This window comes from Propioniciclava sp. MC1595 (assembly GCF_017569205.1).
Lineage (GTDB): Bacteria > Actinomycetota > Actinomycetes > Propionibacteriales > Propionibacteriaceae > Propioniciclava.
Window position 1 is genome coordinate 3,154,051 of record NZ_CP071870.1, and the last position, 20,990, is coordinate 3,175,040.

The 20,990-nt window shown below is 72.6% G+C and carries 20 protein-coding genes; 9 read left to right on the forward strand and 11 right to left on the reverse strand.

The annotated features are described in order from the left end of the window. The first annotated feature begins 66 nt into the window (after nucleotides 1-66). Genes J4N02_RS15270 through J4N02_RS15285 form a run of 4 tightly spaced genes read left to right on the forward strand, consistent with a single transcriptional unit; the run spans nucleotide 67 to nucleotide 3,417 of the window. The gene (locus tag J4N02_RS15270; protein WP_188333489.1) at nucleotides 67-789 is read left to right on the forward strand and encodes a CoA transferase subunit A; all 723 of its coding nucleotides are present in this window, start codon (nucleotides 67-69) and stop codon (nucleotides 787-789) included. 1 nt (nucleotide 790) lies between these two features. Continuing rightward, nucleotides 791-1,438 carry a CoA transferase subunit B gene (locus tag J4N02_RS15275; RefSeq protein ID WP_188333490.1) on the forward strand — a complete coding sequence of 216 codons (648 nt, stop codon included), beginning with the start codon at nucleotides 791-793 and terminating at the stop codon, nucleotides 1,436-1,438. Next, complete coding sequence (locus J4N02_RS15280; protein WP_188333491.1) at nucleotides 1,435-2,196, forward strand: 3-hydroxybutyrate dehydrogenase; 762 nt, start codon at nucleotides 1,435-1,437, stop codon at nucleotides 2,194-2,196. The genes J4N02_RS15275 and J4N02_RS15280 overlap by 4 nt, the downstream gene beginning before the upstream one ends. A 33-nt stretch (nucleotides 2,197-2,229) precedes the next feature. Beyond that, a complete protein-coding gene (locus J4N02_RS15285; protein WP_188333492.1) occupies nucleotides 2,230-3,417 on the forward strand; it encodes a thiolase family protein in 1,188 nt (395 codons plus the stop codon). A gap of 49 nt (nucleotides 3,418-3,466) precedes the next feature. Here J4N02_RS15285 and J4N02_RS15290 read toward each other — a convergent pair whose 3' ends face one another. After that, nucleotides 3,467-4,648 carry an aminoglycoside phosphotransferase family protein gene (locus tag J4N02_RS15290; protein ID WP_182814814.1) on the reverse strand — a complete coding sequence of 394 codons (1,182 nt, stop codon included), beginning with the start codon at nucleotides 4,646-4,648 and terminating at the stop codon, nucleotides 3,467-3,469. Between the two features lie 131 nt (nucleotides 4,649-4,779). On the opposite strand from J4N02_RS15290, the gene J4N02_RS15295 reads away from it, so the two are divergent. After that, nucleotides 4,780-5,184 (forward strand): hypothetical protein, encoded by a 405-nt coding sequence (locus tag J4N02_RS15295; protein WP_188333493.1) that lies wholly within the window; start codon nucleotides 4,780-4,782, stop codon nucleotides 5,182-5,184. A 3-nt stretch (nucleotides 5,185-5,187) separates the two neighbouring features. Here the strand turns inward: J4N02_RS15295 and J4N02_RS15300 are convergent, their stop codons facing one another. Next, nucleotides 5,188-6,246, reverse strand: coding sequence for an iron dependent repressor, metal binding and dimerization domain protein (locus J4N02_RS15300; protein ID WP_188333494.1), 1,059 nt, complete (start codon nucleotides 6,244-6,246; stop codon nucleotides 5,188-5,190). Then, on the reverse strand, nucleotides 6,246-7,499 hold the full coding sequence (locus J4N02_RS15305; RefSeq protein WP_188333495.1) for an Nramp family divalent metal transporter: 1,254 nt from the start codon (nucleotides 7,497-7,499) through the stop codon (nucleotides 6,246-6,248). Before J4N02_RS15305 ends, J4N02_RS15300 begins: the two co-directional genes overlap by 1 nt. Before the next feature lie 221 nt (nucleotides 7,500-7,720). Here J4N02_RS15305 and J4N02_RS15310 point away from each other — a divergent pair, with 221 nt between their 5' ends. Further along, nucleotides 7,721-8,269, forward strand: coding sequence for a DUF1697 domain-containing protein (locus tag J4N02_RS15310; RefSeq protein ID WP_131169095.1), 549 nt, complete (start codon nucleotides 7,721-7,723; stop codon nucleotides 8,267-8,269). On the opposite strand, the gene J4N02_RS15315 is transcribed toward J4N02_RS15310, so the two are convergent. From J4N02_RS15315 to J4N02_RS15350, 8 genes are all read right to left on the reverse strand, one after another. Beyond that, nucleotides 8,266-9,336, reverse strand: a complete 1,071-nt coding sequence (locus J4N02_RS15315; RefSeq protein ID WP_188333496.1) for a hypothetical protein — start codon at nucleotides 9,334-9,336, stop codon at nucleotides 8,266-8,268. The two genes, J4N02_RS15310 and J4N02_RS15315, sit on opposite strands and share 4 nt — an antisense overlap. A 36-nt stretch (nucleotides 9,337-9,372) precedes the next feature. After that, nucleotides 9,373-10,437, reverse strand: coding sequence for an ABC transporter ATP-binding protein (locus J4N02_RS15320; protein ID WP_188333497.1), 1,065 nt, complete (start codon nucleotides 10,435-10,437; stop codon nucleotides 9,373-9,375). Continuing rightward, entirely contained in the window at nucleotides 10,434-11,252 is an 819-nt protein-coding gene (locus J4N02_RS15325) for an ABC transporter permease (protein ID WP_182814808.1), read from the reverse strand. The genes J4N02_RS15320 and J4N02_RS15325 overlap by 4 nt, the downstream gene beginning before the upstream one ends. Further along, nucleotides 11,249-11,998: a molybdate ABC transporter substrate-binding protein gene (gene modA, locus J4N02_RS15330; protein WP_182814839.1), complete on the reverse strand. Its 750-nt coding sequence runs from the start codon at nucleotides 11,996-11,998 to the stop codon at nucleotides 11,249-11,251. The genes J4N02_RS15325 and modA overlap by 4 nt, the downstream gene beginning before the upstream one ends. A gap of 112 nt (nucleotides 11,999-12,110) precedes the next feature. Further along, nucleotides 12,111-12,518, reverse strand: a complete 408-nt coding sequence (locus J4N02_RS15335) for a molybdopterin-binding protein (RefSeq protein WP_182814807.1) — start codon at nucleotides 12,516-12,518, stop codon at nucleotides 12,111-12,113. 102 nt (nucleotides 12,519-12,620) lie between these two features. After that, nucleotides 12,621-14,558: an ABC transporter ATP-binding protein gene (locus tag J4N02_RS15340; RefSeq protein ID WP_182814806.1), complete on the reverse strand. Its 1,938-nt coding sequence runs from the start codon at nucleotides 14,556-14,558 to the stop codon at nucleotides 12,621-12,623. Then, the gene (locus J4N02_RS15345; protein WP_188333498.1) at nucleotides 14,551-16,467 is read right to left on the reverse strand and encodes an ABC transporter ATP-binding protein; all 1,917 of its coding nucleotides are present in this window, start codon (nucleotides 16,465-16,467) and stop codon (nucleotides 14,551-14,553) included. The genes J4N02_RS15340 and J4N02_RS15345 overlap by 8 nt, the downstream gene beginning before the upstream one ends. 251 nt (nucleotides 16,468-16,718) lie before the next feature. Then, nucleotides 16,719-18,290, reverse strand: coding sequence for a helicase HerA-like domain-containing protein (locus J4N02_RS15350; protein ID WP_188333499.1), 1,572 nt, complete (start codon nucleotides 18,288-18,290; stop codon nucleotides 16,719-16,721). Nucleotides 18,291-18,344: 54 nt separating this feature from the next. Here J4N02_RS15350 and J4N02_RS15355 point away from each other — a divergent pair, with 54 nt between their 5' ends. Genes J4N02_RS15355 through J4N02_RS15365 form a run of 3 tightly spaced genes read left to right on the forward strand, consistent with a single transcriptional unit; the run spans nucleotide 18,345 to nucleotide 20,957 of the window. After that, nucleotides 18,345-18,638: a type II toxin-antitoxin system VapB family antitoxin gene (locus J4N02_RS15355; RefSeq protein ID WP_188333500.1), complete on the forward strand. Its 294-nt coding sequence runs from the start codon at nucleotides 18,345-18,347 to the stop codon at nucleotides 18,636-18,638. Between the two features lie 31 nt (nucleotides 18,639-18,669). Continuing rightward, on the forward strand, nucleotides 18,670-19,194 hold the full coding sequence (locus tag J4N02_RS15360) for a LytR C-terminal domain-containing protein (protein WP_182814802.1): 525 nt from the start codon (nucleotides 18,670-18,672) through the stop codon (nucleotides 19,192-19,194). A gap of 35 nt (nucleotides 19,195-19,229) precedes the next feature. After that, complete coding sequence (locus J4N02_RS15365; protein WP_188333501.1) at nucleotides 19,230-20,957, forward strand: glycerol-3-phosphate dehydrogenase/oxidase; 1,728 nt, start codon at nucleotides 19,230-19,232, stop codon at nucleotides 20,955-20,957. Nucleotides 20,958-20,990: the final 33 nt, after the last annotated feature.

Sequence of the window (20,990 nt, forward strand, 5' to 3'; positions counted from 1 at the left end):
TGCTGACTGTCAGACTGGACGCCTGACCGTGGCACACCCGTGGCGCCCGACCCTACGGTTGGACGCATGAGCAAAGTCATCGAGGACATCGCTCCCGCGCTCACCGAGAGGCTCCGCGACGGGATGACCCTCGCCGTCGGCGGCTTCGGGCTGTGCGGGATCCCCACCGACCTGATCAAGGTCGTGCGCGACTCCGGGGTCAAGGACCTCACGATCGTCTCCAACAACCTGGGCATCGACGGCAAGGGGCTGGGCCTGCTGCTGGAGAACAACCAGATCAGCAAGGTGCTGGCGAGCTACGTCGGCGAGAACAACCTGTTCATGCAGCAGTTCATCAGCGGCGAGCTGGACGTGGAGTTCGTGCCGCAGGGCACGCTGGCCGAGCGCCTGCGAGCGGGCGGGTCCGGCATCCCGGCGTTCTACACCGCCACCGGTGTCGGCACCGAGGTCGCCGAGGGCAAGCCGACCGCCGACTTCGACGGCCGCACCTACGTGCTCGAGCGGGGCATCGTCGCCGACATCGCGCTCGTGCACGCCCACACCGCCGACACCACCGGCAACCTCGTCTACCGCCGCACGGCGCGCAACTTCAACCCGGTCGTCGCCATGTGCGGCGAGGTCACGTTCGTGCAGGCCGAGAACATCGTCGAGCCGGGCGCGATCGACCCGGACGCCGTGCACACCCCCGGCGTGTACGTGACCCACGTGACCCGTGCGATCTCCCCCACCGACATCGAGCAGCGGACGGTGCGCCCGCGCCCCGGCTCCTCCGACCAGAAGGAGGCCTGACATGGGCTGGACCCGCGACGAGATGGCCGCCATCGCGGCCTCCGAGCTCGCCGACGGCGACTACGTGAACCTGGGCATCGGCATGCCGACCCTGGTCGCGAACAACCTGCCCGCGGGCGTGACCGTGCACCTGCAGAGCGAGAACGGCATCCTGGGCATGGGGCCGTTCCCGTACGAGGGCGACGAGGACGCCGACCTGATCAACGCCGGCAAGCAGACGGTGACGCTGCTGCCGGGTGCGGCGATCTTCGACTCGGCGACGTCGTTCGGGATGATCCGCGGCGGCAAGATGGCCGCGGCGATCCTGGGCGCGATGCAGGTGGCCGGCAACGGCGACCTGGCGAACTGGCAGATCCCCGGCAAGCTCGTGAAGGGCATGGGCGGCGCGATGGACCTGGTCGCCGGCACCCGCCGCGTCATCGTGATGACCGACCACGTGGACAAGTACGGCAAGCCCAAGATCGTCGAGCAGTGCAGCCTGCCGCTGACCGGCGTCGGCGTGGTCGACCGCATCATCACCGACCTGGCCGTGTTCGACGTCGTCGACGGCGCGCTGGTGCTGCGGCAGCTGGCACCGGGCGTGAGCGAGGATGAGGTTCGGGACAAGACCGAACCGAGCTTCACCGTCGACCTGCAGGAGTCAGCATGAGCACCTATCCGAACTACCACGACGGACGCCGTGCGCTCGTCACGGGCGCGGCGTCCGGCATCGGCCGCGAGGCCGCGATCAAGTTCGCCCAGGCCGGCGCGCACGTGCTCGCCGTGGACATCAACGCCGACGGCCTGGCCGCTCTGGCCGCCGAGGTGGACGGCATCGAGCCGGTCCCGTGCGACCTGTCCGACTACGACGCCATCGCCGAACTGCCGACCGACGTCGACATCCTGGTCAACGTGGCGGGCATCCAGACGGTGTCGCCGATACAGGAGTTCCCGGTCGAGAAGTTCGAGTTGATCATGCGCGTCATGCTGCACGCGCCGTGGTACCTGATCCGGCAGTCGGTACCCCACATGTACGCCAACGGCTGGGGGCGCATCGTCAATTTGTCGTCGGCCCACGGCCTGCGCGCCTCGGAGTACAAGTCCGCCTACGTGACCGCCAAGCACGGCCTCGAGGGGCTCTCGAAGGTGGTCGCGCTGGAGGGGGCTCCGCACGGCGTCACGTCCGTGACCGTCAACCCCGCCTACGTCCGGACGCCTCTGGTCGAGAAGCAGATCGCCGACCAGGCCCGCACGCATGGCATCTCCGAGGACGAGGTCATCGAGAAGATCATGCTCACCCGCTCGCACGTGAAGCGGCTCATCGAGCCCGAGGAGGTGGCCGAACTGGTGCTGTTCCTGACCGGCCCGGCCTCGGCGTCCATGAGCGGCACGTCGTACCCGATCGATGGGGCCTGGACGGCCTACTGACCGCCGAGGGCTTGAGTTTCACGAGGAGAAGACATGAAGAAGACCGACGACCCGATCGTGGTGGTGGGCTGCGCCCGCACGCCGGTGGGCAGCTTCGGCAAGGCGCTGGCGTCGGTGCCCGCGCACGTGCTGGGCGCAACCGCGGCCAAGGCCGCGCTCGAGCGCGCCGGCCTCACCCCGGAGGACGCCCAGGAGTGGATCATCGGCTGTGTCGGCTCGACCGGCACGGACGCCTACATCAGCCGCCGCGTCTCGATCGAGGCCGGCGCCCCCGAGGAGTCGACGGCGATGACCGTCAACCGCCTCTGCGGCTCGGCGATGCAGGCGATCGGCCTGGCCGCCCAGGAGCTGATGGTCGGCGAAGCCGACATCGTCGTGGCCGGCGGCACCGAGAACATGTCGGCGCAGCCGTTCATGGACTTCTCGGCCCGCTCGGGCGTGACGCTGGGCAACCGCACCGTCGTGGACGGCACCAACGTGCTCATCACCGACCCCTTCTCGGGCGAGGCCATGGGCATCACCGCCGAGAACGTGGCCGAGCGGTTCGACGTGTCCCGCGAGGCGCAGGACGAGTTCGCGCTCGAGTCGCAGCGCCGCGCGCAGGAGGCGCTGGCGTCCGGGGCGGTGGCCGCCGAGATCACCCCCGTCACGATCTCGTCGCGCCGCGGCGATGTGGTCGTGGACGCCGACGAGCACCCCCGCGCAGGCCTGACCCTGGAGAAGCTGGCCGGGATGCGGCCGGTCTTCAAGAAGGACGGCACGGTGACAGCGGGCAACGCGTCCGGCATCAACGACGGCGCGGCCATGCTAGTGCTGACGCGGCTGTCGGTGGCCAAGGAGCGCGGGCTGACCCCGCTCGCCGAGCTCGTCGACTTCACCAAGGTCGGCATCGAGCCCGGGATCATGGGCTACGCCCCGAAGCCGGCCATCGAGAAGATCCTGGAGCGCAACGGCCTGTCCAAGGACGACATCGGCTGGTACGAGATCAACGAGGCCTTCGCGGCGCAGGCCCTCCCGGTGGCCCGCGACCTCGACCTCGACCCCGCCAAGGTCAACCCGCTTGGCGGCGCCATCGCGTGGGGCCATCCGATCGGCGCGACCGGCGCGATCATCTCGATGCGCACGATCGAGAACATCCGGAAGAACGACCTCGAGTGGGGGCTGGCGTCCATGTGCATCGGCGGCGGCCAGGCCGTGGCGTCGCTGTGGCGACGCCTCTGAGGAACCCAAGCCCTCGGCGCTGGTAACCCAAGCCCTCGGCGCTGAAAACTCAAGCCCTCGGCGCCCAGGCCAGTGCGCGGTCCAGACGTGCGGACGCCTGGGCCTCGCCCGCGCCGGACATCAGGCCGAGGATGAGCCCGGCTGTGCGAGCACGCAGGGTGGGGCCGTCGACGACGTCGCAGAACGCGGCGTACCAGCGGTCGATGAGCCCGGGCAGCTGCGCGTAGTGCACCGCCGACAGGTCGGGCAGCACGACCAGGTGCGCCATGAGCGTGGCCAGGTCGTCGACGAGGTGGCCCGGCCCGGCCGACTCGATGTCGATCACCGAGGTCGCCCGCCCGTCGACGGTGAAGATGTTGGCCTCGTAGAAGTCCCCGTGGGTGGCGACGACGGGGCCGAGCTCGGCACGCGCGTCGGCGGCCAGCAGCCGCTCCCCCAGGTCGGCGATCTCGGACGCCCGCCCCGGCAGCTCGACCGCCGCGGTCTCCAGCGCCATCCGGAGGCGCACATCGTGCCCCCGCTGCGGCGGCAGGGTGCGCACCCCGCCGGGCAGGCGTCCGAGGAGTTCCAACAGCGAGGCCGGGTCCGGCTCCACCGCCCCCTGCATCGACCACGCCGCCAGCGCCTGAGCGAGCGAGACACCCTCGGCCGCCGCGGTGATCGTGACCCCCTCGGCGGGCACGGCGACCACCGGCGGGGTCACCCCGGCCGGGGCGAGCAGCGCCATCCGTTCCAGGTACTCCAGGTGCCGCTTGGGCCGCTGCAGCTTCACGAACCAGCGCCCGCCGTCGACGTCCGCGCGCAGCACGGCGCGCCGCATCGGCCGGTACGCGACCGCGGTCAGCGCCACCTCACCGGACGCCAACCCGGCCGTGGCCAGCCAACCCGCCACGGCGTCCGGGGAGAACGCCTCGGGGGCGGAGGCGAGGACCGGGTCGTGGGGGTGTCGCCAGACGCGGAACCCGAACTGCTCGCTGTCGAGCGTGGCAACCTCGCCGGTGACGTCGGCGGTGGTGGCGAGGAGGTACTCCTCCTGGCGGACGGCGTCCTGCTCCAGGACCACCTGGTAGCCGACGGTGACGTCGCGGCCGGCCCGGTAGTGGATGGCGTCGGTGTGCACCTCGAGCCCGGGCAGGTCGGCGTCGGGGGTGCCGGTCAGCACCTGCCGGACCAGCTCGTCGCCGTGGTCGAGGAGGTGGCGTCGGTGCGCTTCGAGGTCGAGCCGGGGCATGCCCCGAACTCTAGGGGAAACACTGTTACCGAAGATGAGGGAATTCTCATGCTCAGGCAAGGGCTCCCCTCACGAACGGCCCCGAGTATTGATGTTGTCAACGAAACGAAGAATTGCTGGGGGATCGGAGAATGACCATGGGTAAGACGCTCACCACCTTCACCATCGGCGGCGTGCTCGGTGCCGCGATGTTCGGCGGTTTCGCCCTCGCGAACGCCGACCAGCAGGCGCAGCAGCCGATGAACCGGCCGGCCATCACCGTCGAGCCCCGCGCCGCCGCTGCCCCGCTCCAGGGCACCATGACCCTGAGCGCCCAGTCCGCCCCGACCACCGCCTCGGTGGCGTCCGTCGCCTCGACGGTCTCGGCGAACTCGCCCGCCTCCGCGCCGTCGGCGAACACCCCGGCCAAGCCGGTCGCGAAGAAGCAGACCACGACGACCGCCAAGACCGTGGTCAAGCCCCCGGTCAAGAAGGTCGTGGCCGACAGCCCGGCCAGCTACGACAGCCCGGCCAGCGCCCCCTCGGCCGACAGCTGAGGTTCAGGCCAACCAGCACCAGGCGGCCACCAGGCCGGGGCCCAGGTCCAGACCATGCCAGCGCGTCCCTCGGGGCGCGCTGGCTGCGTCTCCGCGCAGTCCCTCCCCGGACGCCTTGAGGTAGGCCTCGGCACGCACCCAGTCGACGAGGGACGCCGTCCCCGGCGGCGGTGCGGAGCCGGCCTCCTCGAGGTCGACGCCCAGCCGCCCGGACTGCGCGAGACCCACGAGGGTCAGCTCGCCCGCGTGGGCGATCGACACGGCCGGACGTGACCCGTCGGCCAACCGCAGCACGGGGCGTCCGTGCCGGTCGGACCCACAGGCCGGGCACAGGTGCTCGATGGCGACCGGCTCACCCGCCAGGTCGGCCAGCAGGGTGGCGGCGTCGGCCTCGCCCCACGCGAACCGCGGCCCCTCGGGCAGGACCCGGATGGCCGCGTGGTCGTCGGCGTCGAGCGCGAGCACGCCGCCGCCCGAACGGACGGCACCCTCGTCGTCGACGGTGAGCGCTACCCCGGGGACGACCCCCAGGTCGCTGAGGCGGGCCAGCTGTTCGGGGTCGGTGTCGGCCACGCGTGCGACGGTGTGCGTGCCGGGCCCGGCGTCGGCGAGGAGGGGGGCGATGAGGCGGGTCCAGGACCCGTCGGGCCCGGGGATCGCGTCGCCGTGCGGATCACGCCGCGGGTGCCCGAGGTGGACGTCGACCCGGGCGAGGAAGCCCTCGGAGGACGCGTGCTCGAGGAGCTCGGCGTCGTCGTGGACCTCCTCCCAGCCGTAGCCCAGCACCTCGGTGAGGAAGGTCTCGATGAGCCGGTGGCGGCGCACCATCGCGCGGGCGAGCTCCTCTCCGAGCTCTGTGAGCGCGACCGGCTTGTAGGGCGCGTAGGTGATCAGTCCCTGCGCGGCCAGCCGCTTCACGGTGTCGGAGACGTTGGCCTGCGTGGTGCCGAGCCGCGCGGCGATGCCCTTCGTGGTGATCGGCGGGTCGCCCCACTCGACCGCAGACCAGATGACCTTGAGGTAGTCCTGGGCGATCGGGGTGAGGTCGTCGACGTGTGGCATCAACCCCAGCCCAGCACGGTGAGCCCCACGAGGGCAAGGTTCAGGGCGATGACGAGCGCGATCACGACCCACGCCGTGACCTGAAGGGGGCGGCCGTTGACGTGGCGGCCCATCAGGGTGCGGTCGCTGGTGATCCGCACCAGCGGGATGAGCGCGAACGGGATGCCGAGGCTGAGGAACACCTGGCTGAGCACCAGCGCGGTCGTCGGGTTGACCCCCGCGGCGAGGATCGCGAGCGCGGGGACCAGCGTGACGGCGCGCCGGACCACGAGCGGGACCGTGATGCGGAGGAGGCCGTTCATGATCGTGGCGCCCGCGTAGCAGCCGACCGAGGTCGATGCGAGGCCGGAGGCGAGCAACCCGATGCCGAACAGGACGCCGAAGGCCGGCCCGAGCGCGTCGGTGATCGCCGCGTGGGCACCCTCGATCGAGTCGGTGCCCGCGACGCCCTGGAGGCTGGCGGCGGCGAGCAGGAGCATGGCGATGTTGACCGCCCCGGCGACGAGCATCGACAGCCCCACGTCCCAACGCGTGGCCTGCAGGATGCGCGGCAGCTCGTCGGGCCGGTGGCCGTGGCGGTCGCGGGCCAGGGCCGAGTGCACGTAGATGGCGTGCGGCATCACGGTGGCACCGAGCATGGACGCCGCGAGCAGCACCGACTCCGATCCGTCGAAGCGCGGCACGAGGCCGTTGGCCGTCTCGGGCCAAGAGACGTCGCTGACGAACAGGCCGGCGGTGAACCCGATGGTGATGACGAGGAGGAGGCCCATCACGGTGAGCTCGAAGGGGCGCTGGCCGCTGCGGGTCTGGACGGCCAGGATCAGCATCGACACCACGCCGACGATCAGCCCGCCCCAGACGAGCGGGATCCCGAACAGGATCTTCAGCGCGATCGCCCCGCCGAGCACCTCGGCGAGGTCGGTGGCCAGGGCGACGGCCTCGGCCTGGGCCCAGTAGGCGATGCGTCGGCCGCGCGGGAGTCGGTCACCGAGCAGGCCCGGCAGGCTGCGGCCCGTGACCAGGCCCGACTTGGCGCTCAGGTACTGCACCAGCATCGCCATGACGTTGGCCGCGACGAGCACCCACACCAGCAGGTAGCCGAAGCGTGCGCCCGCGGTCAGGTTGGCCGCCACGTTGCCCGGGTCGACGTAGGCGATGGCCGCGACGAAGGCGGGGCCCCACAGCCACGCGAGCGGCCGGACCGGCTTCGGCGATCCGGCCCGTTCGACGGTCGGCGTCACCGCGGGCTCCATGCAAAGTTAAGCTACCCGAACTTTTCTCCGGGCGCATGCCCGGCTGCCCCTCAGCTGACGAGCTCGAGGGCCTTCAGTTGGTCGCGCACCGAGAGCGCTGCGACCCGACCCGCACGGGTGGCGCCGATCGTGCTGGCCGAGGCTCCACCTCACGCATGCCCGGTCAACGGCGGCCAGGCCGGGGGTGTTCCCGGGTTGCCACCGTGTGCCATCGTGGGGCCATGACCCCACCCGACGAGGCGTACGCCGCCCTGCTGCGCGGGATCGCCCCGAGCGGGAAGAACATGTCCAACGCGCACCTGCGCGGGGTGTTCGAGGGGCTCGGATTCGAGCGGGTCTCTTCCGTGCTGGCGAGCGGGAACATCCTGTTCCGGGCGCCGGCGCAGGACGTGCCGGGGCTCGAGGCGTCCATCGAGGAGGCGCTGCGCAGCCGGCTGGGGATCGGCGGCGGGACGATCATCCGCACCCTCGGCGAAATGCAGGGGCTGCTCGACCGGGACCCCTTCGCCGGGCTCACCCACGGGCCGGGGACCTACCTGACGGCGACGTTCCTGAAGGCACCGCTCGACGTGGAGCCGCCCACCGACCCCCACCCGCTGACGCGGATCATCGGCTACGACGCCGCGGCCCGCGCGGTGCTGGCGGTGACGGACAACAGCGTGCCCGGCACGACCGGCAACTGGATGGCGTGGCTCGAGAAGACCCACGGTCGGGACATCACGACCCGCACGTGGCTGACCGTGCAGCGGATCGTGGCCAAGCTGGCCTAGCGTTCGCGCACCCAGCGCGGGTCGCTCGGCGAGAACCGCCACCGGACGCCCTCGCCGTGCGGGTGCGCCACGTCGGTGAGCAAGTACGTGCTGCCGGGACCCCACCCCGCGATGACGCTGGCGGTGTCGTCGTCGACCGGGATCGCCATGGTCGCGGCCCTCAGGTAGCCGCCGATGCCGAGGCGCACCCCGTCGAACCGGTCCGCGACCGCGCTCCAGTCGGGGATGACCCAGCGTCCGTCCCGGCCGGTCACCCGGTACCAGTCGTGGCGCTTCTCGGCCGTCACCTCGAGGGGGAACCGCCGACACAGCTCCGCCCAGTCCTCAGGGCCGGCCACCTCGAACACCCGGGCTGCGGGGTCGATGGCCACGCGTTGGGCCTCGACGACCCGCGCCCCGCTGAAGTCCTCAACCAGCCACAACCCGACCGGGCCGGCGTCGCCGAACGTGCCGGTCGTCACGACCAGCCCGTGGGGCGGGGTCGACCACCACTCCCCCGACCACGAGGCGGTCGGATCGGCGGGACGCTCGCGCGCGGCCTGCTCGTCGCCGGCGCGCACCGCGGCGCGCCACCGGGACAGGTCGGGGCGCGGCAGCACCCGTCCGTCCCAGACCAGGTGCCACTGGTCGGACGCGTCGAGCGGGGCGTCCCAGGCCTGGACGTGGGGCGACGCCACGAGGTGGTCGGCGACCCGGGCCAATGCGTCCCGCACCTCGGGGAGGGCGCAGAGCAGGTCGTCGCCGTCGGGGCCCTGCCAGTACATGGCGGCGTCGACGGACGTGTTGAGCGCGTCCCGGGCGGCGTCGGCGGTCACCTCGGCCAGGTCGACGGCGCCGAGCGCCGCGACGACGTCGGCGACCGTGTACTCGGGGGTCGGGCCGCCCCAGCCGAAGCGCGTGATGGCCTGGCCGTCGGCCTCGGCGAGGCGGAAGGACACGTCGAACACGGACTGGACGAGCGCGCTCGCCTCGCCCTCACGCAGCCGGGCGTGCTCGGACGCGACGGCGAACGCCAGCAGCACACGGCGTCCGCGCGGGCCGGCCAGCAGGTCGGGGGTGGTCAGCATGGGGCCATCATCCCAGCGGTGCTGCCGGGCCGCGGCTCAGCGGGGGTAGAGCACCACCTGGGCGGCCTTGACCACCAGCCACACCGACCGGCCGGGCACGATCCCCTCGTCGACGGACGCCGCGAGCGTCAGGTCGGCCGCCACCGGGCTGCCGTCGGCCAGGTGGGCGGTAAGGCGGACCAGGGAACCCCGGGGCTCGATGCCGGCCACGGTGGCCCGCAGGTGGTTGCGCGGGCTGCCCGACGGCTCGGTCGTGTGCACGGCGACGGCCGCGGGCACGAAGGAGGCGATGGCGGCGCGACCCTCGACGAGGCCGTCCTGGGCGACCCCGACCACGCGCTCTTTGCCGGGCAACAGGATCGCGTCGGCGCCGGAGGCCACCCCGGCCAGCAGGTTCACCCCGACCAGGTCGGCGACGAACGGCGACCGCGGCCGGGCGAGCAGGTCGGCTACGGGCCCGGTGTCGGCCACGCGCCCGCCCTGGACGACGGCGAGCTCGTCGGCCAGGGCCAGGGCGTCGACGGCGTCGTGGGTGACCAGCAGGGCCGTGCGCCCCTCGTCGCGGATCCGCTGCCGGAGCAGCGACCGGATCGCCGGCGCCACCGACACGTCGAGTGCCGCGAGGGGTTCGTCGAGCAGGACCAGGCGCGGGTCGGGGGCCAGGGCCCGGGCGATCGCGATGCGCTGGGCCTGGCCGCCCGAGACCTCCCAGGCGCGGGCCGGGGCGAGGTGGCCGCAGCCGACGGCGTCCAGTTCGGCCTGGGCGCGCTCGTGCGCCTCACTGGCCCGGACGCCGCCGGCCCGCAGCCCGAAGGCCGCGTTCTCGAGCACGCTCAGGTGCTCGAAGAGCAGGGGGCGCTGCTCGAGCACCGCGATGCGGCGCCGGTGGACGGGCACGTGCGTCCCGGTGCCCGAGACGATCGTGCCGTCGATCGTGACGGTGCCCGCGTCGGGGCGGAGCTGCCCGCCGACGAGCTGGAGGATGGACGACTTGCCCGCACCGTTGGGCCCGACGAGGGCGACGACCGTGCCGGGCGCGACGGCCAGGTCGGCGTCGAGTCCGCGCGCCGCGACCCGCGCGCGGACCTCGACGGCGCTCACGACGCCCTCCGGCGGACGGTGCGGCGGGAGAACCAGCCGGTGACGGCGACGGTCAGCGCGGCGACGACGATGAGCACCAGCGCGAGGGCCAGGGCGGCGTCGGTGTCGAGCTCGCGCAGCATGTAGATCTCCAGCGGCAGGGTGCGGGTGACGCCCTGCAGCGACCCGGCGAAGGTGATCGTGGCCCCGAACTCGCCCAGCGCGCGGGCGAAGGTGAGCGCGCCGCCGGAGGCGATCGACGGCGCGAGCAGGGGCAGCGTCACGCGGCGGAGCGTGTAGGTGGGGGACGCCCCCAGCGTGGCCGCCGCCCCCTCGACGCCGCTGCCCGAGGCGCGTAGCGCGCCCTCGACGGAGGTGACCAGGAAGGGCATCGCCACGAACACCTGGGCCATGACGACGGCGACGGTCGAGAAGCCGAGCTCGATGCCGAGGACCGAGAGGGGGGCACCCAGCACGCCGCGGCGTCCGAACGTGATGAGCAGGGCGAGGCCCGACACGACCGGGGGCAGCACCATGGGGATGGTCACCAGCGTGCGCACGACCCCGGCCAGGCGCCCGTCGGAGCGGGCGAGCACGAGCGCGAGCGGCAGCCCGATCACCAGGGCGATGGCCGTGGCGACGATGCAGGTGAGGAGGCTGAGGCCGAGGGCGTCCAGCGACGAGCGGGTGGTCAGGAGGGCGGGCACCTCGGCCCAGGGCACCCGGACCGCGATGCCGAGCAGCGGCACCGTCAGGAACAGCACCGCCAGCACGGCGGGGACGTACAGCCATCCCGGCAGTCCGGGCCCGCCGCGGGTGGGGGTGGGCAGGGTCATGGGGTGCCGAAGCCGTAGGAGGCCAGCACGGCCTGACCTCGGTCGCTGAGCACGAGGTCGATGAACGCCCGCGCCGCCTCGGCATGCGGGGCATCGGTCACGATCGCCATGGGGTACCGGGTGGCGAGCTTTTTCTCGGGGTCGACCGCGATGGTCTCCACGGCGTCGCCGGCGGCCTTGGCGTCGGTGGCGAACACGATGCCCGCGTCGGCCTCACCCGAGGACACCTTGCCCCGCACGTCGGTGACCTTCTGCTCCTCCGACACGGGCTTCAGGGTGACCCCGGCGGCCTCGGCGATCTCCAGGGCGGTGGCGCCACACGGCACGGCGGGGGCGCAGACGACCAGCCTGGTGCCGTCCAGGGAGGGGTCGACGCCGGTGACCTGGGCGGGGTTGCCCTTCGGCACGATCAGCACGCCCGAGTTGGTGGCGAAGATCGTCGGGGCGGGTGCCACCATGCCGGCCTCGGTGGCCTTGGCCATGTTCGCCTCGTCTGCGGTCGCCAGCACGTCGGCCGGAGCGCCCCCCTTGATCTGGTCGACCAGGGTCGGCGACCCGTCGAAGTTGAGGGTGACGTCGAGGTTCGGGTCGAGCTCGGCGATCTCGGTGAACGCGGCCGTCAGCGACGCAGCGGCGAACACCGTGACCTGCTGGGGCTGGCCGGCGGGGGGCGTGGGCGCGGTCGCCGGTCCGGACGCCGCGGGTGCGGCCGCGCAGCCGCCCAGGACGAGGGTTCCGGCCACCATCGCGGTGACGACCGAGGCCCACTTGCACCGGATACCGTCACCCGCGCCGGTTGCACCCGGCGCGTCTGACGGGGACCGGCGCGTCTGCCGCGTGCTGGCCGTGCCGTCCATGTCAGGACCTCCCCCGCGGCGTCTCGACGTGCACGTTCGTCGCCTTGACCACGGCCGAGGCCACCGACCCCACCTCGAGGCCGAGCTCACGCACGGCCTCGGTCGAGATCAGCGAGACCACCCGGAACGGCCCGCACTGCAGCGTCACCTGCGACATCACGGCGTCGGAAACCACGCCGGTCACCAGCCCCGTGAAGTGGTTGCGCGCCGAGCGGTGGCCGGAGTCGGGGTCGGCGGCCGCGTCGGCGGCGAGCTCCTCGGCCAGGCGGGCCAGGTCGGCGCCGGGCACGACCTTGCGCCCCGAGCCATCCAGCGTGGACGCCAAGCGCCCACCGTCCACCCACCGACGCACCGTGTCGTCGCTGACCCCCAGCAGGGAGGCAGCCTCAGAGATCCGCAGATGCGACATGAGAGTGAGGGTATCACCGCAAGTGCGGAAACATTTCCGGGTGGCGTGACCCCAAGGATCCTTGGGGTCACGCCACCCGGAAATGCAGTCGGCCCGCGCCGGTCAGGAACGCCAGGTCCGCCACAGGCGGGCGTACTCGCCGTCGGCGTCGATGAGCTCGTCGTGCGAACCCAGCTCGGCGATGCGCCCGTCGATGACGACCGCGATCCGGTCGGCGTCGTGGGCGGTGTGCAGGCGGTGCGCGATCGCGATCACGGCGCGCCCGTCGAGCAGTGCGTGCATCGAGCCCTCCAGGTGGCGGGCCGAGGTCGGGTCGATCAGCGACGTCGCCTCGTCCAGCACCAGGGTGTGCGGGTCGGCCACCACCAGGCGGGCGAGCGCCACCTGCTGCGCCTGGGCGGGCGTGAGCTGCAGGTGCCCATGGCCCAGCTGCGTGTCGAGCCCGTCGCGGAGCTTGCCGACCCAGCCCCATGCGTCCACCACGCGCAGGGCCTGCTCGACCTCGGCGTCGCTCGCCGTGGTCTCGCGGGCCAGCACCACGTTGTCGCGCAGCGACCCGACGAACACGTGGTGCTCCTGGGTGACCAGGGCGACCTCGGTGCGCAGCCGGTCCAGCGGCAGGTCCATGACGTCGACGCCGCCGACCTCGACCGATCCCGTGCGGGGGCGGTTGATGCCGGCCACGAGGCGTCCGAGGGTCGACTTGCCCGAGCCGGACGGGCCGACCACGGCCACCCGTTCGCCCGGCGCCAGCTCCAGCGTCACGCCGTGCAGGACGTCGTGGCCCTCGCGGTAGGCGAACCGCAGGTCGCGCCCCTCGAGGTCGGTGCCGGCCGGCACCACGTCCTGGGGCGTCCGGTCGTCCTCGACCTCGGCGACGCCGATGAGGCGGGTCGTCGAGACCAGGCCGATCTGGAGGTGGTCGAGCACCATGATCACGCGGTCCAGCGGACCCTGCAGCTGCTGCACGTACAGGGCGGCGGTCGTGATCTGGCCGATGGTGACCAGGTCGGCGTTGAAGCCCCACGTGCCGACGAGCACGATGCCGACGAGCGGCAGCTGGAACGAGGCGTCCACCATCGAGAAGAGCACGTTGCGCAGGGCGAGGGTGTAGCGCTCGGCCTGGCCGGAGAGCTCGGTGTCCTCGTCGAGCTGGTCGCGCCGGCGGGAGCCGAGGCCGAGGGCCTCGACCGTCCGCGCGCCCTCGATCGACTCGGTCAGCGTCGCGCTGATCACCGAGTACGAACGCGACTCGGTGATGTAGCCCGCGGGCGCCCGGCGCAGGTAGTGCCGGCCCCCGAACCACATCATGAGCGCGGTCACGACCAGGGGCAGGGCCAGCAGCCACGAGTTGGCCAGCATCGCCGCCAGGGTCGCGACGATGGTCACCATCGAGATGATGAAGTGCGGCAACGCCCAGCGGACCGCGGCGGCCATCTTCGACACGTCGGAGGTGATGCGCGTCAGCAGGTCGCCGGAGCTCGACGACTCCACCTGCCCCAGCGGCAGGCGCAGCACGATGCGGACGACCTCCTCGCGGGCCGCGGCCAGCGTGTCGTAGCCGAGCACGGCCGAGGCGCGGCGGGCGAGCAGCACCAGCACGGCCTGCACGACGATCGCCACGATGATGACCGTCACGGTCGCGTCGAGGGTGCCCGCGCCGATGGTCCCGCCGGCCACGCCGTCGACCAGGTCGCCGAGCAGGAACGGCGCGACCAGGGCCGCCCCGCTCGCGAGCAGGTTGATGACGACGGCCCACGCGAGCACCGCACGGCGCGAGCGCAGCAACCCGCCGATGAAGGACACGGCCGTCCGGCCCGACGACACCGGGAACCCGCGCTCGGGGTTGCGGGCCTCGGTCATCGTCCGCGAGGCCATCTCCTCACGGACGCGCTGCAGGGCGGCATAGTCACGCAGGCGCGTGCCCCAGCCCCGGCCGCGCGGGGGGCGGCGCAGGCCCTCGGGCATGCGCGGGGGCGGCGGCCCCTCGCGCCAGGTCTCCGCCGAGGTCGCCAACGCCTCGGTCGTCAGCTCACTCATTGTCGTCCTCCATGCCGCGCGCGATGACGCGGCGGTAGTCGGGGTGGGCCTGCAGCTCGACGTGGGTGCCGCGGGCGACCTCCCGGCCGTCGACCAGCTGCGCCACCACGTCGGCGCGGTGCAGCAGCAGCGGGGACGCCGTGGTCACCACCGTCGTCCGCCCGCGGCGGTGCTCCACGAGGCGCTCGGCGATCCGGGACTCGGTGTGGGCGTCCACCGCGGAGGTGGGCTCCACCAGCACGAGCACCTCGGGGTCACGCACGAGGGCGCGCGCCAGCACGATGCGCTGGCGCTGCCCGCCGGACAGCCCGCGCCCCTTCTCGTCGATCCGGCCCTGCCAGCCACCGGGCAGCCCGTCGTACACGTCCTCGGCCGACGCGGTGCGCAGCGCACGCTCGGCCTCCTCGCGGGTGTGGGTCCCCCACGGGTCGACCGCGTCCTGGAGGGTGCCCGCGAACAGGGACGCCCCCGTGTCGGACACCACGACCCGCTCCCGCAGGCTGGCGAGGTCGTACTCCGCGTAGTCGACGCCGTCGGCGGTCACGCCCCACAGCTGGGCGGCGCGCTCGGCGTCCGCGAGGGCCTGCCGGGCGCGAGCCTTCGCGCGTTCCTTGCGGGCGAGCCGCAGCTTGCGGCCCTTCAGGTCCTCGAGCTCGGGCTCCTCACCGGTGACCGAGGGCAGGTACCGCCCCAGCCGGTCGGCCAGGGCCGCGGACGCCTCGGGGTCGGCCGAGACGACGGCCAGGAACTCGCCCGGGTGCACCTCGACCCCCGAGGACTCGTCGCGCAGCACCGGGCGCTCGCCGACCTGCCGGTCGCGGGGCGCCCACGGCACGTCGGCGCCGAACAGGGCGATCGTCTTGCGCGCCGCCACGAGGCCCTGGACCCACCGCTGCGCGAAGTCGAAGAACGTCCGCATCGGGGTGACCAGGAACACGGCGTAGCCGAAGAAGCTGATCAGTTCGCCGACCGTCAGTTCGCCCGCCAGCATGTGCTGGGCGCCGAGGTACACCAGCACCACGAGCAGGATGCCCGACAGCAGGACGCTGATCGCCTCGACGACCCCCTGCCACGTGCCGAGGGTGATGCCCAGGCCGCGCACCTTCTGCGACTGGCGCTCGTAGTTGCGGGCGAAGGTCTGCTCGCCCCCGATGCCGCGCAGGATGCGCAGGCCGGCGACGATGTCGGTGGCCAGCGAGGTCAGGTTCGAGCTCTCGGTGCGCTCGGCGGTCTGCGCCGCCGTCAGCGGACGCATCACCGGCAGGGACGCCGCGAGCAGCAGCGGCGTCGCGACCAGCACGACGAGCCCCAGGGTGGGCGACGTGCTGAACATCAGCACGCACACGAACAGGAAGCTCAGCGCGGAGGCGATCACGTGGCCGAAGGAGTCGATCGTGGCCCCGAACTGGTCCGAGTCTGAGTTCGAGATGCTGAGCGCCTCGCCGGTCGGCACGCGGCGTCCGAGGATGTGGCCCAGGTCGGCCGCCTTGCGGCCGACGCGGCGCTGCGTGCCGTGGATGGAGATCACCCACATCCGCACGGCGATGGTGTGGAAGAGGATGCCGCCCACCACGCCGAACGCGATGACGCCGAGCAGCAGCGCGACCCAACCGAGGGTGGCCATGGGGTCGCGGCCGAGGATGCCCGCGTCGATGGCGCGGCCCAGGAGCCACGGCGTCAGCGAGCCGGGCACGAGCCAGGACAGCGCGGCCAGGGTCATGGCGGGCACGACCCAGCCCATCGACCGCATCAGCCAGAACAGGAACCGGCTCGGCGACCGGACGTCGGGGGCACCGGGCTCGGCGCCGAAGCCGCCCACGAGCGGCGGGAAGTCGTGGCGACGCTCCCAGCGCAGGCCGGGGTCGCGGTCGTGCGGGCGTGGAGTCGACGCGTCGACAGGGCCGAACATGGGTTTCCTCAAGCGTTCTGGGGGGAGTGGTGCCGGGGCGGGCAACGGGGCCCGCGGGTGCCGGGGCGGCGTGGGGTCGGGTCAGGCGGCAGTGGCTGCGACAGGCGTGCCTGCGGCAGTGCGCGGCCGACCGATGCCGTACGTGAACATGCTGGTCATGACGGCCCCCTTCCGATCGACTCCAGAACCGGCGCCCACGTTACGCCCGGGCGCACCGCAGGGTCAATCGGATCCGGCAACCCCTGGCGCCCTCAGCGGCGGCGCCCCGTCCCGAAGATCGAGCGGGTGATCTCGCGGGCCGCGGAGCGAGCCATCTGGCGCACCATCGTGTTCTCGGTGAGCTTCTCGAAGAACGACTTCTCGTGCCGCGGCGTCCGCGCGCGGGACGCCTTCGCCTCGCGCTCGGCCTCGCGGGCCGCGGCGGCCTCGGCCTTGGCCTGCTCCTCGGCCGCGGCCTCGGCGGCGGCCGCCTCGGCGCCCGCCTGCAGCTTGGCGTTGAGCAGCTCGTAGGCCGACTCGCGGTCGACCGCGGTGCCGTACTTCGACTGCATGATCGAGGCCGCCACGCCGTTCGCCATGGCCCCGGGGTCGAGCGGGTCCATGGACGCCTGCGGCGCGCGCATGCGCGTCCAGGCCACCGGGGTCGGGGCGCCCTTCGGGTTCAGGACCGTCACGACGGCCTCACCGATGCCCAGCTGCTGCAGCCGCTCGGCCAGGTCGTAGTCGGTCTTCGGGTAGGTCGCGACCGTCGCCTTGAGCGCCTTGGCGTCGTTGGGCGTGTGCGCGCGCAGCTGGTGCTGCACCCGCGAGCCCAGCTGGGCGAGCACCGACTCGGGCACGTCCTTGGGGGTCTGGGTGACGAAGAACACACCGATGCCCTTCGACCGGATCAGCCGCACCGTCTGCTCGATCGCCTGCAGGAACGCCTTCGACGCGTCGGCGAACAGCAGGTGGGCCTCGTCGAAGAAGAAGACCAGCTTGGGCTTGTCGAGGTCGCCGGCCTCGGGGAGGTCCTGGTAGAGGTCGGCGAGCAACCACATCAGGAAGGTCGAGAACAGGGCCGGCCGGTCCTGCAGGTTGGGCAGCTCGAGCAGGGAGATGAGGCCCTGCCCGTCGGCGGTCACCTTGAGCAGGTCGGCCGTGTCGAACTCGGGCTCGCCGAAGAACTGGTCGCCGCCCTGCACCGCGAGCGCGGTCACCTGGCGCTGGATCACGCCCACCGTCGCCTTGGACAGGCCGCCGATGTCGGCCAGGTCGGCCTTGCCCTCGTCGCTGACGAGGTACTTCAGCAGCTCGGTGAGGTCCTTGAGGTCGAGCAGCAGCAGGTTGTTGGTGTCGGCGTAGTGGAACACCAGCGACAGCGAGCTCTCCTGCGTCGCGTTCAGGCCCAGGACCTTGCTCAGCAGGATCGGCCCGAACGAGTGCACCGTGGCGCGCAGCGGGACGCCCACCCCCTCCCCGCCCAGCGCGTAGAACTCCACGGGGCAGCCGCCGGGCGTGAAGTCCTGCCCGATGGCGGCGGTGCGCTCGAGCAGCTTCGGGTTGGCCTCACCCGGGATCGCCAGGCCGGACAGGTCACCCTTGATGTCGGCCGCGAACACCGGGACGCCGGCCCGGCTGATCTGCTCGGCCATCAGCTGCAGGGTCTTGGTCTTGCCGGTGCCGGTCGCCCCGGCCACGAGGCCGTGGCGGTTCAGCATGGACAGCGAGATGCGCACCTTCACGTCGGGCACCGGGGTGCCCTCGTCGACCAGGACACCCAGCTCGATGGAGGGCTGGTCGAAGGTGTATCCGTCGCGGATCGTGGAGATGGCGTCGCTCATGGTCGCCAAGGCTAGCGTCGGGGCCGCCACGAGGCCGAGGGCTAGACTGGTCGGGTGATCTTCAAGCGTGTCGGCGAGGAGCGCCCCTACCCCGAGCACGGGTACACCCAGCGCCAGTGGGCCCAGATCGCACCCCAGCAGGTGCGGCTGGACCAGCTCGTGACGACCCGCCGCTGGCTCGACCTCGAGGCCCTCCTGGAGGACGACTCGACCTTCTACGGCGACTTGTTCGCCCACGTGGTGTCCTGGCGCGGCGACCTCTACCTCGAGGACGGGCTGCACCGCACGCTGCGCGCCGCGCTCCAGCAACGCCACTCGGTGCACGCCCGCGTGCTCGAGCTGAAGTAGTCTGACCCGGACGCCGAGCAGGGGATCGACCATGGACGCACGACAGGTGGCACGGGTGCTGAAGACGCCCGTCACGCTGCTGATCCTCGTCGCGCTCGTGTACTTTGCCGCCCGGTGGGGGTGGGACAAGGCCCGCGAGCCCATCCCGCCGCGCCCGCCCGAGCCCTGCGTGGTGAAGGAGATCGGCCCCGTGCTGCAGCCCGAGCACGTGTGGGTGAACGTGCTGAACGGCTCGAAGACGAACGGCGTCGCCAAGCGCCTGGGACAGATCCTGTCCGCCGACGGCTTCAAGGTGTACAGCCGGGTGAACGCCGACCGCGACGACTACCCGACCTCCGAGATCGTGGGCCACTCCGAGGACGCCCCCGAGGTCGTCCTCGTCCGCCAGGCCTTCCAGGACATCCCGTTCCGCGCCGACGGCCGTGAGAGCCGCTTCGTCGACGTGATCATCGGCGAGGTCCAGCCCGTGGCGGCCGAGAACCCCGAGTTCGGCGTCCCGCTGCCCGACGGCAAGGCGTGCCTCCCCGACCCCTTGGTGTCCGAACCCTCGGAGTGAGCCCACGGCGTCCGTGCCCGTGATGTGATGGACCCATGAGTACCGCGTCCCTCCATGCAGCCCAACGAGCAGACCACCTGGCTTCGATGGCCGACCCGCGGGGGGTGGACGTCCTCGTCATCGGCGGCGGGGTGACGGGTGCGGGCATCGCCCTGGACGCCGCGACCCGCGGCCTGACCACCGCCATCGTCGAGGCCCAGGACTGGGCCTCCGGGACGTCCTCGCGCAGCTCGCGCCTCGTGCACGGCGGCCTGCGCTACCTGTACAACCTCGACTTCAAGCTGGTCGCCGAGGCGCTGCACGAGCGCGGCCTGCTGCTGACCAAGCTGGCCCCCCATCTGGTGAAGGCCCAGCCGCTGCTGTGGCCGTTCCGGCAGCCGGTCATCGAGCGCGGGTACTCCACGCTGGGCGTGGGCCTGTACGACGCCATGGCCGTGGTGGGCTCGAAGTTCAACGCGGCCGTGCCCATCCAGCGGCACCTGTCGAAGAAGGCGGCGCTGGCCAACTCCCCGTCGCTCGACCCGAACTCGCTGGTGGGCGCGATGGTCTACCACGACGCCCGCGTCGACGACGCCCGCCTGGTCATCACCCTCGTCCGCACCGCGGTGGCCAACGGCGCGCTCGCGGCGTCGCGGGTGTCGGTGGTCCGGCTGACGAAGGACGCCTCGGGTCGCGTCACCGGCGCCGTCGTGCGCGACAACGAGAGCGGCGCGGAGTCGACGATCAGGGCGCGCCACGTCATCGGCGCCACCGGTGTGTGGACCGAGGAGACGCAGAACCTCGCCGAGGCGTCCGGCGGGCTGAAGGTGCTGGCGTCCAAGGGCATCCACGTGCTGGTGCCGCGGGAGCGGATCCGGTCGGCGACCGGCATGTTCCTGCGCACCGAGAAGTCGGTGCTGTTCATCATCCCGTGGCCGCGCTACTGGCTGATCGGCACCACCGACACCGCCTGGCACGAGCAGCTGCGCCACCCGGTCCCGACGCAGGAGGACATCGCCTACCTGCTCGACCAGGCCAACCGCGTGCTCGGCGACAAGCTGACCACCGACGACGTGATCGGCACCTTCGCCGGCCTGCGTCCGCTGCTGCAGCCGGGCACGCTGGGCGACGGCACCCAGTCGACCAAGGTGTCCCGCGAGCACACCGTGACCGAGGCCGCGCCGGGCCTGACGATGATCGCCGGCGGCAAGCTGACCACCTACCGGGTGATGGCCAAGGACGCCGTGGACTTCGCCCTCGGCAAGGCCGGGGCCAAGGCCCGCCCGAGCATCACCCACGAGGTGCCCCTGCTCGGCGCCGACGGCTACTCGGCCGCGCTGGCGCGGGCCGGCACGTTCGGCCAGCGCCACGGCTGGACCGACGCCAAGGTCGCCGAGCTGCTCGAGCGCTACGGATCCGGCCTGCACGACTTCTGCGCCGCCCTGACCCGCGAACCCGAGCTCGACAGGCCGCTGGCGGGCAACCCCGCCTACCTGCGCGGCGAGGTCGCGTGGGGCGTCGTGCACGAGGGCGCCATGCACCTGGAGGACATGCTCGTGAACCGCGTGCGGGTCAACGCCGAGACCGCCGACCGCGGGCTGTCGGTGGTCGACGAGGTGGCCGAGCTGATGGCGGAGCTGCTGGGCTGGAGCGAGGTCCAGACCGCCGAGGAGAAGGCCAGCTACCGGGCCCGCGTGGCCGCCGAGCTGGCCGCCCAGGGCATGTCCGACGATGCGGCGGCCTCGCGCGCACGGCTGGAGGCGGACGACCTGCGGCCGATGTGAGCCTTCCCCTGCCCAACGCCGGCGATCGGGGCC

Bases quoted from the DNA above. Each gene is read 5' to 3' on its own strand.
- J4N02_RS15270 (WP_188333489.1), top strand. From the start codon at position 67: ATGAGCAAAGTCATCGAGGACATCGCTCCCGCGCTCACCGAGAGGCTC.
- J4N02_RS15275 (WP_188333490.1), top strand. From the start codon at position 791: ATGGGCTGGACCCGCGACGAGATGGCCGCCATCGCGGCCTCCGAGCTC.
- J4N02_RS15280 (WP_188333491.1), top strand. From the start codon at position 1,435: ATGAGCACCTATCCGAACTACCACGACGGACGCCGTGCGCTCGTCACG.
- J4N02_RS15285 (WP_188333492.1), top strand. From the start codon at position 2,230: ATGAAGAAGACCGACGACCCGATCGTGGTGGTGGGCTGCGCCCGCACG.
- J4N02_RS15290 (WP_182814814.1), bottom strand. From the start codon at position 4,648: ATGCCCCGGCTCGACCTCGAAGCGCACCGACGCCACCTCCTCGACCAC.
- J4N02_RS15295 (WP_188333493.1), top strand. From the start codon at position 4,780: ATGACCATGGGTAAGACGCTCACCACCTTCACCATCGGCGGCGTGCTC.
- J4N02_RS15300 (WP_188333494.1), bottom strand. From the start codon at position 6,246: ATGCCACACGTCGACGACCTCACCCCGATCGCCCAGGACTACCTCAAG.
- J4N02_RS15305 (WP_188333495.1), bottom strand. From the start codon at position 7,499: ATGGAGCCCGCGGTGACGCCGACCGTCGAACGGGCCGGATCGCCGAAG.
- J4N02_RS15310 (WP_131169095.1), top strand. From the start codon at position 7,721: ATGACCCCACCCGACGAGGCGTACGCCGCCCTGCTGCGCGGGATCGCC.
- J4N02_RS15315 (WP_188333496.1), bottom strand. From the start codon at position 9,336: ATGCTGACCACCCCCGACCTGCTGGCCGGCCCGCGCGGACGCCGTGTG.
- J4N02_RS15325 (WP_182814808.1), bottom strand. From the start codon at position 11,252: ATGACCCTGCCCACCCCCACCCGCGGCGGGCCCGGACTGCCGGGATGG.
- modA (WP_182814839.1), bottom strand. From the start codon at position 11,998: ATGGTGGCCGGAACCCTCGTCCTGGGCGGCTGCGCGGCCGCACCCGCG.
- J4N02_RS15335 (WP_182814807.1), bottom strand. From the start codon at position 12,518: ATGTCGCATCTGCGGATCTCTGAGGCTGCCTCCCTGCTGGGGGTCAGC.
- J4N02_RS15340 (WP_182814806.1), bottom strand. From the start codon at position 14,558: ATGAGTGAGCTGACGACCGAGGCGTTGGCGACCTCGGCGGAGACCTGG.
- J4N02_RS15345 (WP_188333498.1), bottom strand. From the start codon at position 16,467: ATGTTCGGCCCTGTCGACGCGTCGACTCCACGCCCGCACGACCGCGAC.
- J4N02_RS15350 (WP_188333499.1), bottom strand. From the start codon at position 18,290: ATGAGCGACGCCATCTCCACGATCCGCGACGGATACACCTTCGACCAG.
- J4N02_RS15360 (WP_182814802.1), top strand. From the start codon at position 18,670: ATGGACGCACGACAGGTGGCACGGGTGCTGAAGACGCCCGTCACGCTG.
- J4N02_RS15365 (WP_188333501.1), top strand. From the start codon at position 19,230: ATGAGTACCGCGTCCCTCCATGCAGCCCAACGAGCAGACCACCTGGCT.